This is a genomic window from Bordetella sp. H567 (assembly GCF_001704295.1).
Lineage (GTDB): Bacteria > Pseudomonadota > Gammaproteobacteria > Burkholderiales > Burkholderiaceae_B > Bordetella_C.
In genome coordinates this window covers 1900783-1918436 of the sequence record NZ_CP012334.1, presented here as the reverse complement: position 1 = coordinate 1918436, position 17654 = coordinate 1900783, and the positions used below count along the sequence as shown (strand labels likewise).

Genomic DNA, 17654 nt, shown 5'->3' with positions numbered 1-17654 from the left:
GAGCGCTGGCAGTTTATCCGGGCCAGCTTTTCAATACCGCCGCCGCCAGCTGGCGCAACTGACGCCGGGTGGCGCCGTCCCTTGCCTGGACCGCAAGCCCCTGTATGAAAGTGCAAAGGAAAGCGGCGGCGGCGGCGCTGCCCATGCCGGCGGGCAGCGGCCCCGCATTCCGCACCGAATGAAAGCGGGCGCGCAGGGTCCGTTCGAATGCACTGCGACTGTCGGACAGCGCATCGCGCACTGGCCGCGCGTCCGTGCTGCAGGCAAGCGCGGCCAACGTGACGAGACAGCCCGACGGCGCATTCTTTCCCGTATAAAGATGGACGATCCCGTCGAGCAAGGCTTGCGCGATCCGCCTTGGCGTCGGTTGGGCCAAGGCATCCACGCGGAAGGCCAGGTAGTCGCGGTGGTACCGCTCGAGAACGCGGCGGAAAAGCCCTTCCTTGCTTGCGAAGGCCTTGTACAGGCTGGACTTGGTCAATCCCGTCGCGCGCTGCAGATCGGCCAGCGACGCGGCATCAAACCCCTTTTCCCAGAAGACACGCAACGCGCGTTCCAGTACCTGGTCTTCGTCGAACTGCCGCGGGCGCCCCATGGCGGTCTCCTTGATGAGGGCGCATTGTAAACCAGCCAGTCCATAAATCATCATCGGTGACGGCCGGCTGGATGCCGTGGCCTGCCGCTGTCACGGTGCAAAGAAAAAGGACTTGCAACGATTACCCTTGCAAGTCCTCGGCTGATGCGCGGCGCTGGCCGGATGTGCTGGCGATTTGGCCATGGCAAGTCGGGCTGCCCGCGCCTCACTGGGCCGTTACGGGTACCGTGTCGCTCGTTCTCCGGACCATCGGCGGATTCCACTTGCCGGTAAGCGCATCGGACTCCGGTGCATAAAGACGCATCGTCAGATTGAATTCCCCCTTCGGCGCCGGCAACCAATTCGCCTCCTTGTCCTTCCCGGGGTTCTCGTTCTGGAAATACAGTTCCAGCGAACCGTCCGGGCCGTACTTGAATGGCATCCAGCTACTGACCGCGAAGCGGTCCAGGCTGTTCTGGACCTGGAAGCCTTCAGCGTCGTAGAGCGTGACCGACCAGAAGGCCTGCGCGGGAGGCGTATTGCCCTTCTCGAAGCGGAGTACATACTTGTTGGATCCGTCAAGCGGCTTGCCCTCGCTGTCGGCCAGATTCAGCGGATAAATCGCGTCTTCCACCACATTGGCGCCGAGCCCTTGCTGCGCGATGATCGCACGCTTCAAGTAGTAGTTGCCATATACGCCCATCGTATCGGTATTCATGGCCCAGCCGTTCGCGACACGCGCCAGTGTCGCGACTTTCCATAGCATGACCCGCTGAGCCGCTTCCGGTGCCGCCGCCAGCGCCTTTTTCACCACCGGATCGAGCGTACTTGTGTCGAGGCTCTTGCCGGGCTCGATACCTATGCGCTTCATGCGCGCAATGATGGGTTGATCCGTCGCATGGGGCGGATGCAGCTTGAGCAATTCCGCGGCGTAGACGAAATACTTTTCGCCCGGCATTGCGTCTACCTGGAGCTTGGGCGGGGTTTTCATGTCGATCGCCGGATCGACTGTTGCCGTCACAGGCTGTTCGGCCTGCCCCCATTGCGACAGCGGAACGAACTTATAACCTGCCTGGATCTTGTGGACGTTATCGTAGTCCGCGGGGCCGTCCGTCTTGGTGCGGCCGATGATCAGGACATAGGGCGTCGGTGCGTCGATCCTGACGGTCCCAGCCGGAAGCTTGTACTCGCCGAACGTATCGCGCAGTTCGGGCCGCCAGTCCGGATTCGCGACGAGATAATGCCCCGCCTGCGTGCCCGTCGTGCGCCAACCCGGGGAAGCGAACACGTCCGTCCACATGTCCAGCATCGGCATGAGATAGTAGCGTCCGCCGGTGTCGGGCACGGACACGACGACAGGCCCCTTGGTGAGATCAAGAAACCCCGAGGAATAGAGGGTATCGAAGTTCGGTCGGACGACTATCTTCACGTCGGCCGGGGGAAATGTCGGCCAGTTGGATATGGCATTCATCGGCGCGAAGCCGGGCTTGCTGCCAGCAGAAGCGATGTTGGTGCTTTGCCTGCGGGTGACGTCCATCGAGACGAGCGGATAGAAATAAACGTATGCATCCGCGGCTATCGATCTGGCTTCCGCCTCGGTGATCTGCTCGGTGGCGCGTCCCGCCATCGGAAAGGCCGCAAGCGCAACGGTGAGTAGCCCTATCGGCATCAACCTGTGGATCGCCCCGATAGCGTGACGTGCGTCCGGCATGCGCATGGCGTCTCCCCCGCGACAGCTCTGGAAACAGGCGGATTGCCGAGCCGTCGGTCTGCATGGTAGTTGCCGCGGTCGCGCACACACAATTGGACTGAAGCACTAACCCCGCGTGCCGGTGGAAAAGAAAAAGGACCTGCAACGGCTGGCGTTGCAAGTCCTTGAATTGTTGGTAGGCCCCCCGAGAGTCGAACTCGGCACCAACGGATTATGAGTCCGCTGCTCTAACCAGGCATGAGCTAGAGGCCCTTATTGGTCTTGTATCCTGCGTGCGGGCGCGCGTCCCTGCCTTACTGGCCTTCGAGGAAACTCTTCAGCTTGTCGGCGCGGCTGGGATGGCGCAGCTTGCGCAAGGCCTTGGCTTCGATCTGGCGGATCCGCTCGCGGGTGACGTCGAACTGCTTGCCGACTTCTTCCAGCGTCTGATCGGTGCTCATCTCGATGCCGAAGCGCATGCGCAGAACCTTGGCCTCGCGCGGAGTCAGGGAGTCTAGCACTTCCTTGACCACATCGCGCATGGAACCGTGCAATGCCGCGTCCGAAGGCGCCAGCGTTGCCGTGTCTTCGATGAAATCGCCCAGGTGCGAATCGTCGTCATCACCGATGGGCGTTTCCATGGAGATCGGCTCCTTGGCGATCTTCAGGATCTTGCGGATCTTGTCTTCCGGCATGTCCATCTTCTGCGCCAGCGTCGCGGGATCGGGCTCGGCGCCCGTTTCCTGCAGGATCTGGCGGCTGATCCGGTTCATCTTGTTGATCGTCTCGATCATGTGAACCGGAATACGGATGGTCCGCGCCTGGTCGGCGATCGAACGCGTGATGGCCTGGCGGATCCACCATGTGGCATATGTTGAAAACTTGTAGCCACGCCGGTATTCGAACTTGTCCACCGCCTTCATCAAGCCGATGTTGCCTTCCTGGATGAGATCCAGGAATTGCAGGCCACGGTTGGTGTACTTCTTGGCGATGGAGATCACCAGGCGCAGGTTGGCCTCGGTCATTTCGCGCTTGGCCTTGCGGGCCTTCGCTTCGCCCGTGGCCATGCGCTTGTTGACTTCCTTCAGGTCCTTCAGCGGCAACACGACGCGCGCCTGCAGATCGATCAGCTTCTGCTGCAATTCCTGCACGGCCGGAATCTGGCGTTCCAGGGTTTCGGCGTACGGATGGCCCGCCGCGACTTCGTCCACCACCCACTGCAGGTTGGTTTCGTTGCCCGGGAACACCTTGATGAAATGCGAGCGCGGCATACCGGCGCGATCCACGCAGGTATGCAGGACGGCGCGTTCCAGCTGGCGCACTTCCTCGACCTGGTTGCGCAGCGTGTCGGCGAGGCGCTCCACCATCTTGGCGGTGAAGCGGATGCCCATGAGTTCGTTCTGGATCGCTTCCTGCGCCTTCAGATAAGGGGAGGAACGATAACCGTCGACTTCGTAGGCGCCGCGCATCCTTTCGAACTGCTTGGCCACTTCGTCGAACTTGGCCAGCGCCTTGACGCGCAGGTCTTCCAGCTGCTTGCTGCTCATGCCGCCGGCGGGACCGTCCTCGTTCTCGTCCTCGTCGGCCGTCACGCCGGCGCCGGCGTACTCTTCGCCGTCTTCCGGGTCGACCAGGCCGTCCACGACTTCGTCGATCTGGGCTTGGCCTTCACGCACGCGCGTGACATGCGCCAGGATCTCGTTGATCGTGGTGGGGCAGGCGGAGATCGCCATGACCATGTGCTTCAGGCCGTCTTCGATGCGCTTGGCGATTTCAATTTCGCCTTCGCGCGTCAGCAGCTCGACCGAACCCATTTCGCGCATATACATGCGGACCGGATCTGTCGTGCGGCCGAAGTCGGAATCGACGGTGGTCAGCGCGGCTTCGGCTTCGTCCTCGACGTCATCGTCATTGGAGGCAACCGGCGCGTTTTCGCTCATCAGCAGCGTTTCGGCATCGGGCGCCTGGTCATAGACCGCGATGCCCATGTCGCTGAAGGTGCTGATGATGCCGTCGATGGCTTCGGCATCGACCAGATCGTCGGGCAGATGATCGTTGATCTCGCCGTACGTCAGGTAGCCGCGGTCCTTGCCCAGCTTGATGAGCTGCTTCAGGCGGTTGCGGCGTGCTTCGTATTCTTCCGGGCTGACGGGGCCGCGGGCGATCAGATCCTTGGCATCGCCCTTGCCGCGCTTGCCGCCGCGCTTGACCGGCTTCAGTTCGGGCAGCACTTCGCCTTCGCCGTCGCCGGCGTCATCGAAATCGGCGTTGTCATTGTTCTGGTTCTTGGCGGGCCGGCCGGGACGGCGCCCACTGGGCACGGACGCGGGACGGCCGACCAGTTCGGCCAGCTTGTCTTCGGCTTTCTTTGCCTTGGCGGCCTTCTCGGGCGTGTCGGCCTTGGCGGCCTTCTTCGCCGGGGCGGGCTTCACGGTGGCGGACTTGGGCGCAACCTTGACGGCCGCTTTGGCCGATGTCTTTTCCGCCGCCTTGCTGGCAGCGGGCCTGGCCGTTTTGGCTTCTTCGGCCATTTCAACTGCTGAGGAGGTTTTGCCGATGGATTTCGTCATAGTCGCTTCCGTGGTCGTTGCAGGCGGAAAGCCTGCCGCACCGCTATCGACGGCCGGGGTTCATGCCCGAGCCGAGTCAAGACGCGTACTTTTAAAACTAACAACAGTGCTTGGTGATCGGGCGGTACGTCACGTCCCATGCGTGAACATTGCAGAAGCCCCTGATGGGCGAGGCTGCTTGCCGGATGATGGCGTTGTGCAGCACCTTGTCTTGCAATCTTCGGGCACATGTGCCGCGACTTCCGTCCTATACCAGCCAGCCAGGCAGGAATCCGGTATTTTCTGTCCTGCGCCAACCAACCAATTGGGCCCTGCTCTTCCTGATTTCTGGTACCTTGGGTAATCTCGTGTCGATGCGTTGTTACGATGCCTTCGGTAGAATGAACACCCTGTTGGTCGACCGTACCGCACCGACCGTACACCGACAGCTTTCCCGATCTCCTGACACACTGGGCCCCAGCGCCCGGGATACTCGGCGCCCGCACCTACTGGCATTAGACAAGGCCGAAACCGTCCGGTTCTCGCCCGGCTTGCGCCGTCGGCGGTCCCATTCGCGGTTCCGTTTGCTGTCCCGTGCTGGCTGGTTTGCTGCCCCGTTTGCTGCTCGTTTGCTGCCCCTTAACGTTCGCCACGACGGGAACGTGGTCGCGCCTTGGCGCTCGCCGTTCCACCCCCGCTGCCAACACCGCCGGCCTTGCCTGTCAGGAAAACCCTTGATTTTACCCTATTGAGTCGCTCCCGGCGTGCTTAATTGCCGCTAAACGCCTGGAAAGTTCCTGATACCGGTCGCGGTCCTGCGGCGTTTGCAAGCCCGACCGGGCCAATTCGTCGATTTCGGCGCGGATGGCCACGAATTCGATGCGGTGCAAGGCGTCGTCCCACTCCGCTTGGGGGTCGGGCAATTCTTCCTCGCCGACCAAGTCCGCGCTCATGCTGCGCAATACCAGTTGGATGTCCGATTCAGGCTCCGCGGCTTCCAGCAAGGCCCCCAGATGGCGCGCCCCGCTGCGCTGGGCCAGCACAACGAGCTCCCTGACCATACCAAGGTGGGGCCCCCTGTCCAATACTTCAAGCTGCTGATCCCCCATCGTGTCGACCAGTTCCGGGTGCGACAACAACAGCCGCAACAGGCGGCGTGCCATGGTCGGCACCGGCCGGCGCGGCTCGATCACCCCGCCCACCTTGTCGCGGTCGTCACGACGCGACCATTTGCCGCCCGGTTTCGCATCGAAGCGCTTGGCGGTGAACCGTCCCTTCTTTTCGCGACCGCTGCCTTCCCAGGAAGGCTCGCCCGCGCCGTCCGGGATAGGCTCGTAGGAGAAATCAGGTGGCGGCCCATCCTCCATGCCCATGTCGAAAGGCCCTTCCGCCCGCGGCCCGGGCGGCCGCGACGGCGCTGCCCCCTGGGCGACAGCCGCCTGCGTCCCAGGCGGACCGACAGGCAGGGCCAGCGCCTGCCCAACCTCTTCGGGCGTCAACTGCACCAGCTTGCCCAATTCGCGCTCGATCTGGGTCTTCAACCCGCAGGCCGGAATGGCGCCCAGCAAGGGCCGCGCTTCGTGCATGCAGGCGGCCCGCCCTTCCGCCTCGCCCAGGTTGTGGCGAGAGGCCAATTCGTCCAACAGGAACCGCGACAACGCGGTCGCTTCACCCAGGCTGGCGCGGAAGGCTTCGGCACCGAACTCGCGCACATAGGAATCCGGATCGTGCTCGGCCGGCAGGAAGAGAAAGCGCAGGTTGATATCGTCGCGCAAGACCGGCAGGCACGCCTGCAGCGCCCGCCAGGCGGCGCGGCGCCCCGCCTTGTCGCCATCGAAGCTGAACACCACGCGGTCGCTGGCGCGCAGCAACTTCTTTACGTGGTCCGGCGTGGTCGAGGTTCCCAGCGTGGCCACGGCATTGCCCAGGCCGAGTTGGGCCAGGCCGACTACATCCATATAGCCTTCCACCACGATGACCTGGCCTTCGGTACGTATGGCCTGCCGCGCTTCCCACAGACCGTACAGCTCCTGGCCCTTGGAAAAGATCGGGGTTTCGGGGGAATTCAGGTACTTGGGCTCGCCCTTGCCGATGATGCGCCCGCCGAAGCCGATCAACACGCCGCGTGCATTCCGGATAGGGAACATGACACGCTCGCGGAAGCGGTCATAACGGCGGGCGTCCTCGGCCTCGATGACCAGGCCGGCCTCTACCAGCACGGGATCATCGTAGCGACTGAATACCTGAGCCAAGCCCTGGCGGTCGCTACCTGACCAGCCGAGGCCGAAATGACGGGCGATCTCGCCTGTCAGGCCGCGCTGCTTGAGATAGCGGATGGCCGGCGCGGACGCGCGCAATTGCTTCAGGTAAAACGCTTGGGCCGCTTCCAGCACTTGCGTGTGGCGCGAGACCTCTTCCTTGCGGCGCGCGGATTCGGCGCGCTGGCGCGGACTGCGGTCTTCTTCCGGCACGGCCATGCCGGCGGATCCCGCCAGCGAGCGCACGGCTTCAGGGAAGCTGGCGCCCGTGTGTTCCATCAGGAAGGTAATGGCGCTGCCATGCGCGCCGCAACCGAAGCAGTGATAGAACTGCTTGGTGGGGCTTACCGTGAAGGAGGGACTTTTTTCGTTATGGAAGGGACACAGGCCAAGCAGGTTGGCCCCACCCTTGCGCAACTGCACATAACGCCCGACCACATCGACGACGTCGACCCGGGCGAGTAATTCCTGTATGAAGGATTCGGGAATCAATCAAATTCGAATCGATTAGACCGATTCATCAATCATCGATCCGTCAATCAGGACAGGCGTCAATACAGACGCGGGGGCAGTTGCTGGCTACGAATCCGCTTGTAATGGCGCTTCACCGCGGCGGCGTGCTTGCGCTTGCGCTCGGCCGTGGGCTTCTCGTAGAACTCGCGCGAACGCAGTTCGGTCAGAAGACCCGTTTTTTCGATGGTGCGCTTGAAGCGACGCAGGGCGGCTTCAAACGGTTCGTTTTCCTTCAGGCGAACAATAGGCATAGGCGTAGAGCGAAGAGTGGGGGAAGCCGAAAAGGGTAAAACCCGAAAGGTAAAGCCGAAAAGTCGACTTGGTAACAGGAGATTCTAGCACGCAACGCGTCAGGACGTCGAGCCCTTCCGGGTCCAGGCTTCCAGCTGATGCGGCCGCAGGCTGTCGTAGTCCTCGAAGGGCTGGTGGATCCAGGGATTGGTGACCAGCTTGTCCACGTAATAATCGGGGACGGCTTTGGCATGGCCCTTCCACCACAGGACCGCACTGCGCAGTTCCGTGATCGCGGGGAACTGCCCGCGCAAATGCTCCATCACGCGGTTGAACGTCAGCCCGGTATCGACCATGTCGTCCACCAGCAACACCCGCCCGGCAAGCGTACCGCGGGTGATGGTGATGAACTGGGCGATGTCCAGCGCACCCTGCTTGGTGCCGGCCGCTTCGCGATAGCTGCTGGTGGCGAGTATCCCCAAGGGCACGTCGAAGATGCGGGAAAGCACGTCGCCGACCCGCACGCCCCCGCGCGCCAGGCACAGGATCTGGTCGAACCGCCAGCCTGAACGGTGCACGTTCAAGGCCAGTTGTTCGATCAGCCGGTGATATTCCTCCCAGCTGATCCACAGGTCTTTATCGGTACTTGGCGGGAGAGCCATGGCCGTGTACTCCTACCCCTTCAGCGGATGGCGCAACACGATGGTTTCGGTACGGTCCGGGCCGGTGGAAACCAGATCGATGGGTACTTCGCAGACCTGCGCCACGCGCTCCAGGTAGGCGCGCGCCGCCGCCGGCAGCTTTTCGTATTCGGTAATGCCGACGGTGGACTCGGACCACCCCGGCAGTTCCTCGAACACTGCTTCGGCCTTGGCCACTTCGACCGCGCCGTAAGGCAGCACGTCGCGGAATTCGCCGTTGACCCGATAACCCACGCCCAGGCGGATGGTTTCCAGACCGTCCAGCACGTCCAGCTTGGTGATGCAAAGACCACTGATGCCGTTCAGGCGCACGGACCGCTTGAGCGCGGCGCCGTCGAACCAGCCACAGCGGCGCGGGCGGCCGGTGACCGAGCCGAATTCCTTGCCGATGTTGGCCAGCCGCGCACCGATTTCGTCCAGCAGTTCGGTGGGGAAAGGACCGGAGCCGACGCGCGTGGTATAGGCCTTGGTGATGCCGAGGACGTAGTCCAGGGATTGCGGGCCGACGCCGGCACCGGCGGCCGCCGCGCCGGCGACGCAATTGCTGCTGGTGACGTAGGGGTAGGTGCCGTGATCGACGTCCAGCAGCGCTCCCTGTGCGCCTTCGAACAGCAGGCGCTGGCCGGCCTTCTGGGCGGCGAACAGGTTGCTGGAGACGTCGCGCACCATGGGGGCGATCGCCGGCGCCAGCGCCATGGCCTGGTCGCGCACCTGGCTGGCCGACACGGCCTCCGCGCCCAGGTATTTGGTCAGCACGAAGTTGTGGTAATCCAGCACTTCGGCGAGTTTCTGGTCGAACAGCACGGGATCGAAGAGGTCCTGCACGCGCAGCGCACGGCGGGCGATCTTGTCCTCGTAGGCGGGGCCGATCCCGCGCCCGGTCGTACCGATCTTGCCCTCGCCCTTGCGCTGTTCGCGCGCCTGGTCCACGGCAACGTGGTACGGCAGGATCAGCGGGCAGATCTCCGAAATCTGCAGGCGCGAGCGGACATCCAGGCCGGCGGCTTCGAGCTCTTCGATTTCCTTGAGCAGCGCTTCCGGGGAGAGCACGACGCCGTTGCCGATATAGCAGGTCACGCCGGGATGCATGATGCCCGAAGGGATAAGGCGAAGGATGGTTTTCTTGCCGTTGATCCACAAGGTATGGCCGGCATTGTGACCGCCCTGGAAACGCACGACGCCCTGTACCGATTCCGCCAGCCAGTCGACGATTTTTCCTTTGCCTTCGTCACCCCATTGGGTGCCGATGATGACTACGTTCTTGCTCATGATCGAAAGTGAATATCGAGTTTCGCGGGAAACCGCGGATTCCGTCGGGACCCTCTTGGAAAGAGGGAATGAGTCAAAGGTTGCGAACCTGCCATGCGCCGTCCTGGAGCGTGAGCTCGCGGTCGCAGATGAATTCGTCCTGATCGTGCTCGTGGCCGGGAAGGACCTGCACGACGATTTCGCCGGCCTGGCGCAAGCCGCGAACGGCGGCCACCAGGGCGGCATCCTGGCCCCACGGGGCGCGCACGGCGCGGGAGCGTTCCGCGGGGGGCAATCCGGCCGCGAGTTTGCGCAGGTCCAGGCTGAAGCCCGTGGCCGGGCGGGCACGCCCGAACACGCGGCTGACATCGTCATAGCGGCCGCCGCTGACCAGGGCGTCGTGCCATCCTTCGGCGTACAGCGCGAAGGTGACGCCGGAGTGGTAGCCATAGCCGCGCACGTCGGCGAGGTCGATGCTGGCGCGCAGCTCGGGCAGTGCCCGCAGCAGCGCTTCCAGCGCATCCAGCGCCTGGGCGATGCCTGGCAAGGGCGGGAGTTCGGCGCGGGCGCGAGCCAGCGTGCCGACGTCGCCATAAAGGCCCATGAGGGTGCGCAGCGTCTGGATGGTCTGCGCGCCGGGGCCGTCCGGGCGCTGCGCCAGGTCCAGCAGGCCAGGTACGTCCTTGTCGCGCAGCAGCGCATGGATCTGCTCGCCGTGGGCGCGCGCGGCGGGATCGGCATCGATGATCGCCCGCACCACGCCGGGGTGGCAAAGATCGAGGCGCGGCTGCCGCACGCCAGCGATGGTGACGGTATCGAGCACCAGGCGCAGGATTTCGATGTCCGCTTCCACGCCCGCATGGCCGTAGATTTCGGCCCCGATCTGCAGCAATTCGCGATTGGACAGGAGGTCGGTGGGCCGGGCATGCAGCACGGTGCCGCAATAGCACAGGCGTGTCACGCCGGCGCGGTTCAGCAGGTGCGCGTCGATGCGGGATACCTGCGGCGTCATGTCCGCACGCACGCCCAGCATCCGGCCCGAAAGCTGGTCGACCAGCTTGCTGGTGCGCAAGTCCAGGTCGGTGCCGGTGCCGGAGAGCAGGGAGTCGATGTATTCCACCAGGGGCGGCGCGACCAGCTCGTACCCGTAGGTGCGGTAAAGATCGAGTAGTTCGCGACGCAGTTCCTCGATGCGCCGGGCCTCGGCGGGCAGAATATCCGCCAGGCGCTCGGGGAGCAACCAGTTGCCCATGTTAGTTACCTGATCATGCGTAGAGAAGAAAGACGCGGGCAGCGCCAGACGATACCCAAACGACAAACCAAACGAAAAAGCGGCTGAGGGGCGTAAGCCCGCTCAGCCGCTGCGGAATGTTTTAAAGCTTACGGGGTATTGTACATGGTTCGGGCGATCCCGCCAGCCCGTGCACTGCCCCGCAAACTGCCCTATTTCCGGCTGTCCGGCGGGGTCCCCGGCGTGGTGCTGCCGGGAATCCCCCCCAGGGTGCCGCTAGGCGCGCCCGGCACGCCCACGGAAGATTTGAAGAACTGGAAGAATTCGGAACTGGGATCCACCACCAGCAGGTCGCCCAGCTTCGAGAACGACGAGCGATAGGCTTCCAGGCTCTTGTAGAAGGTGTAGAACACGGGGTCCTTGCCGTAGGAGTCGGCGTAGATGCTGCTGGCCTTGGCATCGCCCTCGCCCATGATGGCCTGCGACTTGGCATAGGCATCGGCCAGGATTTCCTCGCGGCGCCGGTCGGCTTCCGCGCGGATCTTCTCGCCTTCGGCGGCGCCGATGGAGCGCAGCTCGTTGGCCACGCGCTTGCGTTCGGCCTCCATGCGGCGATAGACCGATTCGGAGATTTCCGGCGCGAATTCGATGCGGCGCAGGCGCACGTCCACGATCTGCACGCCCAGCGGAGCGGCGCGCTTGGCCACGTTGGAGAGGATTTCCGCCATGACCTTTTCGCGCTCGGCGGATACCACGTCCTTGACCGTACGGATGTTGACGGCCGCGTTCAGGGCGTCGCGGATCTGGGCCTGCAGGCGTTCCTGCGCGGCCCGTTCGTTGCCGCCGAACGTGATGTAGTACAGGCGCGGATCGGCGATGCGCCACTTGACGTACGAGTCGATCAGCAGGTTTTTCTTTTCCGCCGTCTGGATGCGCTCGGCATCCGTCGATTCGATGGTCAGGATGCGCTTGTCCAGCGTCACGACATTCTGGAACGGCGGCGGCGCCTTGAAGTAAAGACCGGGCTCGCTGATGACCTTGCGTACCTCTCCCAGCGAGAACACCAGGGCATAGTCACGTTCGCGGACGATGAAAACGCAGGAGGAAAGCGCGGCCAGGATGATGAGCAGGCCGACCAGTATGGGCAGTAGACGTTGCATGTTCGGGGCTCCTCCGGTTAGCGCGACAAGCGGTCGCGGGTCAGCGTGTTGCCGCTGCCGGGGTTGCCGGATGTTTGCCCAGGGACGGGACGTGGCGATGGCGGAATGGTCGGCTGGCTGGCGCCGGGCAGGCTCAGCGGGCCCGGTTGCGGCGATGACTTGCCGGCCTCTTGCGCGGCCTGCTGGATGATCTTGTCGATCGGCAGGTAGACGACATTGTTGCCGCCCCGCGTATCGATCATTACCTTGCTGGCGCGCGAGAAGATTTCCTCCATGGTTTCGAGGTACATGCGCTCGCGCATGACCGCGGGCGACTTGCGGTATTCGTTGACGATGCTGTTGAAACGCGAGGTATTGCCGGTCGCGTCGCCGATCACCTTGGCCTTGTAGCCTTCGGCCTCCTGGATCATGCGCGATGCCTGGCCGGCGGCCAGTGGCACGACCTGGTTGGCATAGGCTTCGCCTTCGTTGATCTGGCGCTCGCGGTCCTGGCCCGCCTTGACCGCGTCATCGAAGGCGGCCTGCACCTGTTCGGGTGGCTGCACGTTCTGGATGGCGACAGTGCTGACCTGGATGCCGGTGTCGTAGCGGTCCAGGATCTGCTGCATGAGCGCCTGGACCTGCGTGGCGACGTTGGTGCGGCCTTCGTAGAGGACGTAGTCCATGGGCTGCTTGCCGACGACTTCGCGCATGGCGGTCTCGGCGGCCTGGCGGACCGATTCGTCGGGATCGCGCGTGCGGAACAGGTAGTCCGGCGCGCCATCCGCACGCAGGCGATACTGCACCACGAATTGCATGTCGACGATGTTTTCGTCGGTCGTCAGCATGAGGGCCTCGGGCAGCACCTTGTTGCGCGAGCTGCCGCGGAAGCCTACTTCGAACGTCCGCAACTGCGAGATGTTGACGATTTCCTGGTTCTGGATCGGATAAGGCAGGCGCCACTGGAAGCCCGCCTGTGCGGTCTTAAAATACTTGCCGAACTGCGTGACCACCGCCACCTGGCCTTCCTGGACGATATAGAAACCGCTGGCCAGCCAAAGCGCCACCAATACCAGGATGATGAGGCCGGCACCGATGCGTGCATTGCGGGGACCGGTACCACCGGTACCGCCCGGGCCGCCGTTGCGGCCGCCCTGGTTGCCCTTGCGGCCGAACAGCGCGGCGATACGGTTGTTGAAATCGCGCCAGACCTCGTCCAGGTCCGGCGGCCCATCGCCGCTACCTTGCGGACGCCGGGGTGGTTCGGAGCCGTTCTGGCTGCCTCGCCCCCAGCCGGGGTCATTCAGATTGAACAGTTTGGATATTGGACGCATTATTTCCCGCAATCTGACCAGCCTGCGCAATTGCCGCGCGCAACGCATCCAGGCCGGCGCGCTCGGCGGCGCTGACAAACACCCGCGCAATCGTACCATGGGCATTCTGCTCGACTCGGGGGGGCAGCCCCAGCAGATCGATCTTGTTATGGACCATGATGACGGGGATATCGCCCGCGCCGATTTCGTTCAACACTTTCTCCACTTCCTGGACCTGTTCATCGCGCTGCGGACTCGCGGCATCGACGACGTGCAATAGCAGATCGGCGTGCACCGTCTCTTCGAGGGTGGCGCGAAAGGCGGCAATGAGCGTGGGCGGCAGATCGCGAATGAATCCCACCGTATCGGACAGCACGATGGAGCCCGCGCCGTCGATCCAGATGCGGCGGGTGGTCGTATCCAGGGTGGCGAAAAGCTGGTCTGCGGCATACGCCCCGGCACGGGTCATGGCGTTGAACAGGCTGGATTTTCCGGCGTTCGTATAGCCGACCAGGGATACCGACAGTGCGCCGCCGCGTGCGCGCGAGCGCCGCTGCGTGACGCGCTGCCGTTCGACCCTGTCCAGCCGCTCGCGCAACACCTTGACGCGGGCGCCGATCATGCGCCGATCCATTTCGAGCTGGGACTCGCCGGGCCCGCGCATGCCGATGCCGCCGCGCTGGCGCTCAAGGTGGGTCCACAGGCGCGTCAGCCGCGTGGTCAGATGCTGCAGCTGTGCCAGTTCGACTTGCAGCTTGCCTTCGTGGCTTTTGGCCCGCAGGGCAAAGATGTCCAGGATCAAGGCGACGCGGTCGACCACGCGAAGGTTGAATTCTCGTTCAAGGTTGCGCTGCTGCGCGGGCGACAAGGGCTGGTCGAACAGGATCACGTCGGCATCGTGCGCGCGAGCCAGCAGGACCGCTTCCTGGACCTTGCCGGAACCGATGAAGTATTTGGCGTCGGGCCGGTCGCGGCGCGCCAGCACGGTATCGACGATGTCCGCGCCGGCGCCATGCGCCAGCATGGCGAACTCCTGGGCGTGGGCGTCGAAATCCGGATTGCCGAGATCGACACTGATGATCAACGCACGCATGCAGCCTCCTGGCCGGCGCGAGCGATACGAACGGCACGAAAAACGGGAATGGGGGGACGCGCCCGCGCGATCGCCGGCACGATGGGGGAAACGGCCAGCCGAACCAAGCGCGCACAGTGAAAATGCCCGCCGACACGAACGGTGCGGCGGGCACGAGAAGCAAGGCGGCCATTGAGCGGCGCGGGGCCGCGTGGGGGACCGTCCGCGCGGCCGCTAGCGGGGCCTGCGCGACGATCGGTAGAGCGATTATTCAGAAGGGATTTCCACCTGGAAATTGACCGCGCGGGCCGGAACCACGGTTGAAATGGCATGCTTGTAGACCATCTGGGTCACGGTATTACGCAGCAGCACGACGTACTGATCGAACGATTCGATCTGCCCCTGAAGCTTGATGCCGTTGACGAGATAAATGGACACGGGTACGTGATCCTTACGCAGCGTGTTCAAGAACGGATCTTGCAAAGTTTGCCCTTTATTGCTCATTGGCCAGGCTCCATTGTGTTGTTTTGGGGTGTTGTTTTGATAGTGGCAGACGCCGAAATAGCTACTCTACAGGGTTTTCCCGGGCGGTGCCACTGAATGATGTGACGCAACATGACACCAAAAGTTCACCCCAAAATCGTGCGCAACGCGTGCACCAATGCCTCGCATTCCTGGGCCGTTCCGATCGAAATCCGCAAGTGCTGGACGATGCGCGGATGGCTGAAATGACGCACGATGATGCCCTTCTCCCGCAGCGCAGCAGCCAGCCCGGCCGCGTCCCGTTCAGGATGGCGGGCCAGCACGAAGTTGGCCGCGGATGGGATCACATCGAAGCCCAGCGACTGCAGCGAGCCGGTCAGCGCCTCGCGCGTATGGATGACGGCCGAACGGGTGGACTCGAAGTAGTCCGTATCCTCGATCGCGGCCGTGGCGCCGGCTTGTGCCAGGCGATCGATGGGGTAGGAGTTGAAGCTGTTCTTGACCCGCTCCAGGCCTTCGATCAACGCCGCGCTGCCGATGGCGAAGCCCAGCCGCAGCCCGGCCAGGGACCGGGACTTGGACAGCGTCTGGATCACCAGCACGTTGTCGTAGCGGCTGACCAGCGGCACCGCGGATTCGGCGCCGAAATCCACATAGGCTTCATCGATGACGACGACCGCATCCGGATTGGCCGCGACGATGCGCTCGATGTCGGCCAGCGGCAGCGCGCGGCCCGTGGGCGCATTGGGATTGGGAAACAGGATGGGTCCCTGCGGCTGGCCGCCGGTGGGCAGGTAGTCCTGGACGTCGATGCGGAAATCCTCGGTGAGCGGGATGACCTGATGGCGCACACCGTACAGGCCGCAATAGACCGGGTAGAAGCTGTAGGTGATGTCCGGGAAGCGCAAGGGCGCCTGGTGGTTCAACAAAGCCTGGAAGGCAATGGCCAGGACTTCGTCGGAACCGTTGCCAACGAAAACCTGCGGCAGCGCCACGCCGCAATGGGCGGCGATGGCCTTGCGCAGCCGGTCGGAAGCGGGATCGGGATAGAGCCGCAGCGTGTCGTCGCAGGCCGCGCGCAACGCTTCCAGGACCTTGGGCGACGGCCCGAAGGGATTCTCGTTGGTGTTGAGCTTGATCAGGTTCGCCAGCTTGGGCTGCTCGCCGGGTACATAGGGGCTGAGCCCGGCGACGACGGGGCTCCAAAAACGGCTCATGGCGGATCCTTGGCTGCGATTTACGATTTATCTTGCACGTAGGGATTGTGCGAGGATTTGAACTCGATGCGCAGCGGCGTGCCGGCCAGGTCGAAGGCGTTGCGGAAACGGGTTTCCAGGTAGCGGCGGTAGGCGTCCGGGATGGCATCCAGCGCGTTGCCGTGGATGATGACCAAAGGCGGGTTCTGCCCCCCCTGGTGCGCGTACCGCATCTTGGGCCGGAAGATGCCCTTGCGCGGCGGCGGCTGCTGCTCGACCGCTGCTTGCAGTTCGCGCGTCAGCTTGGGCGTGGACAGCTTGGCGAATGCCGCCGCATGCGCGGCGATGACGGACTTCAGCAAGGTCTTCACGCCCGCGCCCTTCAGCGCGGATATGGTATGCATCCGCGCGAAGGAAAGGAAGCGCAGCTTGCGATCGAATTCGCGCTGGATGCGCTCGCGCTGATCGGCATCCAGGCCATCCCATTTATTGATGGCCACCACCACGGCGCGCCCCGTTTCCAGCACGAAGCCGGCGATATGCGCGTCCTGTTCAGAGATCTCGGTCTGCGCATCCAGCATGAGCAGCACCACGTTGCTGGCTTCGATGGCCTGCAGGGTCTTGATCACCGAGAATTTCTCGACCGCCTCGAATACCTTGCCGCGCTTGCGCAGCCCGGCCGTATCGATCAGCGTGTAGCGCTTGCCGTCGCGGTCGAAGTCGATTTCGATGGCGTCGCGCGTGGTGCCGGGCATGTCGAAGGCGATGACCCGCTCTTCGCCCAGCAGGGTATTGATCAGCGTGGACTTGCCCACATTGGGGCGTCCGACGATGGCCAGCTTGATGCGGTGATCGGGCGGCGGTGCGCTGAATTTTCCTTCGGGCAGCGCGGCGTCGTCGCCTTCGGCGATGTCCGCTTCGTCGTCTTCGGTCGGTTGCGCCTCAGGTTCGGGCTCGACCAGCCCTTGCAGGGCGTGCTCGATCAGATCGACGATCCCGTCGCCGTGCGCCGCGGAAATGGGCCAGGGCTGGCCCAGCCCGAGCTCATGGAAATCCGTGGTGGCCGCCATGCCCATGCCTTCGGCCTTGTTGACCGCCAGCAGGACGCGGCGCTGGCCCGAACGGCGCAGCAGGTCGGCGATTTCGTGGTCGTGCCCGTTAACGCCGGCACGGCCGTCCACCAGGAAAACCACGACGTCGGCCTCGGCAATGGCCTGGCGAGTCTGGCGCGCCATTTCCCGCAGGATGCCGTCCTTGGCAACCGGCTCGAAACCGCCGGTGTCGATGACGATGAAGGGATAGTCGCCCACCCTGCCCTCGCCGTAATGGCGATCGCGTGTCAGCCCGGCGTAGTCGGCGACCAGGGCGGCGCGCGAACGCGTCAGGCGATTGAACAGCGTGGACTTCCCGACATTGGGACGACCGACCAGAGCGACGACAGGCTTGAAGGACACGG

Annotated in this window: 14 protein-coding genes and 1 tRNA gene; all 15 read right to left on the bottom strand. The window is 63.8% G+C overall.

The window, feature by feature from the left end; genetic code table 11:
- Positions 1-13: 13 nt before the first annotated feature.
- Positions 14-595, bottom strand: a complete 582-nt coding sequence (locus AKI39_RS08665) for a TetR/AcrR family transcriptional regulator (protein WP_066634502.1) — start codon at positions 593-595, stop codon at positions 14-16.
- Between the two features lie 205 nt (positions 596-800).
- Positions 801-2291: a DUF1254 domain-containing protein gene (locus tag AKI39_RS08660; RefSeq protein WP_083228706.1), complete on the bottom strand. Its 1491-nt coding sequence runs from the start codon at positions 2289-2291 to the stop codon at positions 801-803.
- A 167-nt stretch (positions 2292-2458) separates the two neighbouring features.
- Positions 2459-2537 (bottom strand) — tRNA-Ile (locus AKI39_RS08655).
- 41 nt (positions 2538-2578) lie between these two features.
- Positions 2579-4834 carry an RNA polymerase sigma factor RpoD gene (gene rpoD / locus AKI39_RS08650; RefSeq protein ID WP_066634499.1) on the bottom strand — a complete coding sequence of 752 codons (2256 nt, stop codon included), beginning with the start codon at positions 4832-4834 and terminating at the stop codon, positions 2579-2581.
- 719 nt (positions 4835-5553) lie between these two features.
- Positions 5554-7563 carry a DNA primase gene (dnaG, locus tag AKI39_RS08645; RefSeq protein WP_066634496.1) on the bottom strand — a complete coding sequence of 670 codons (2010 nt, stop codon included), beginning with the start codon at positions 7561-7563 and terminating at the stop codon, positions 5554-5556.
- Between the two features lie 59 nt (positions 7564-7622).
- On the bottom strand, positions 7623-7835 hold the full coding sequence (rpsU, locus tag AKI39_RS08640; RefSeq protein WP_006218592.1) for a 30S ribosomal protein S21: 213 nt from the start codon (positions 7833-7835) through the stop codon (positions 7623-7625).
- Between the two features lie 99 nt (positions 7836-7934).
- Positions 7935-8477, bottom strand: a complete 543-nt coding sequence (locus tag AKI39_RS08635) for a phosphoribosyltransferase (protein WP_066634494.1) — start codon at positions 8475-8477, stop codon at positions 7935-7937.
- 12 nt (positions 8478-8489) lie between these two features.
- Positions 8490-9785 carry an adenylosuccinate synthase gene (locus AKI39_RS08630; protein ID WP_066634492.1) on the bottom strand — a complete coding sequence of 432 codons (1296 nt, stop codon included), beginning with the start codon at positions 9783-9785 and terminating at the stop codon, positions 8490-8492.
- 73 nt (positions 9786-9858) lie between these two features.
- Entirely contained in the window at positions 9859-11016 is a 1158-nt protein-coding gene (locus AKI39_RS08625) for an ATP phosphoribosyltransferase regulatory subunit (protein ID WP_066634491.1), read from the bottom strand.
- Between the two features lie 191 nt (positions 11017-11207).
- Positions 11208-12155, bottom strand: coding sequence for a protease modulator HflC (hflC, locus tag AKI39_RS08620; RefSeq protein ID WP_066634490.1), 948 nt, complete (start codon positions 12153-12155; stop codon positions 11208-11210).
- Positions 12156-12172: 17 nt separating this feature from the next.
- Entirely contained in the window at positions 12173-13468 is a 1296-nt protein-coding gene (gene hflK, locus AKI39_RS08615) for an FtsH protease activity modulator HflK (protein WP_066634488.1), read from the bottom strand.
- Complete coding sequence (gene hflX, locus AKI39_RS08610) at positions 13434-14540, bottom strand: GTPase HflX (RefSeq protein WP_066634486.1); 1107 nt, start codon at positions 14538-14540, stop codon at positions 13434-13436. Before hflX ends, hflK begins: the two co-directional genes overlap by 35 nt.
- A gap of 246 nt (positions 14541-14786) precedes the next feature.
- Positions 14787-15023, bottom strand: coding sequence for an RNA chaperone Hfq (hfq, locus tag AKI39_RS08605; RefSeq protein WP_066347256.1), 237 nt, complete (start codon positions 15021-15023; stop codon positions 14787-14789).
- Positions 15024-15148: 125 nt separating this feature from the next.
- Complete coding sequence (hisC, locus tag AKI39_RS08600) at positions 15149-16219, bottom strand: histidinol-phosphate transaminase (protein WP_066634484.1); 1071 nt, start codon at positions 16217-16219, stop codon at positions 15149-15151.
- A gap of 20 nt (positions 16220-16239) precedes the next feature.
- Positions 16240-17652 carry a ribosome biogenesis GTPase Der gene (gene der / locus AKI39_RS08595; RefSeq protein WP_066634482.1) on the bottom strand — a complete coding sequence of 471 codons (1413 nt, stop codon included), beginning with the start codon at positions 17650-17652 and terminating at the stop codon, positions 16240-16242.
- Positions 17653-17654: the final 2 nt, after the last annotated feature.

Excerpts from the sequence above, each read along its gene's own strand:
- AKI39_RS08665 (WP_066634502.1), bottom strand. The coding sequence starts at position 595 with ATGGGGCGCCCGCGGCAGTTCGACGAAGACCAGGTACTGGAACGCGCG.
- AKI39_RS08660 (WP_083228706.1), bottom strand. The coding sequence starts at position 2,291 with ATGCGCATGCCGGACGCACGTCACGCTATCGGGGCGATCCACAGGTTG.
- rpoD (WP_066634499.1), bottom strand. The coding sequence starts at position 4,834 with ATGACGAAATCCATCGGCAAAACCTCCTCAGCAGTTGAAATGGCCGAA.
- rpsU (WP_006218592.1), bottom strand. The coding sequence starts at position 7,835 with ATGCCTATTGTTCGCCTGAAGGAAAACGAACCGTTTGAAGCCGCCCTG.
- AKI39_RS08635 (WP_066634494.1), bottom strand. The coding sequence starts at position 8,477 with ATGGCTCTCCCGCCAAGTACCGATAAAGACCTGTGGATCAGCTGGGAG.
- AKI39_RS08630 (WP_066634492.1), bottom strand. The coding sequence starts at position 9,785 with ATGAGCAAGAACGTAGTCATCATCGGCACCCAATGGGGTGACGAAGGC.
- AKI39_RS08625 (WP_066634491.1), bottom strand. The coding sequence starts at position 11,016 with ATGGGCAACTGGTTGCTCCCCGAGCGCCTGGCGGATATTCTGCCCGCC.
- hflC (WP_066634490.1), bottom strand. The coding sequence starts at position 12,155 with ATGCAACGTCTACTGCCCATACTGGTCGGCCTGCTCATCATCCTGGCC.
- hflK (WP_066634488.1), bottom strand. The coding sequence starts at position 13,468 with ATGCGTCCAATATCCAAACTGTTCAATCTGAATGACCCCGGCTGGGGG.
- hflX (WP_066634486.1), bottom strand. The coding sequence starts at position 14,540 with ATGCGTGCGTTGATCATCAGTGTCGATCTCGGCAATCCGGATTTCGAC.
- hfq (WP_066347256.1), bottom strand. The coding sequence starts at position 15,023 with ATGAGCAATAAAGGGCAAACTTTGCAAGATCCGTTCTTGAACACGCTG.
- hisC (WP_066634484.1), bottom strand. The coding sequence starts at position 16,219 with ATGAGCCGTTTTTGGAGCCCCGTCGTCGCCGGGCTCAGCCCCTATGTA.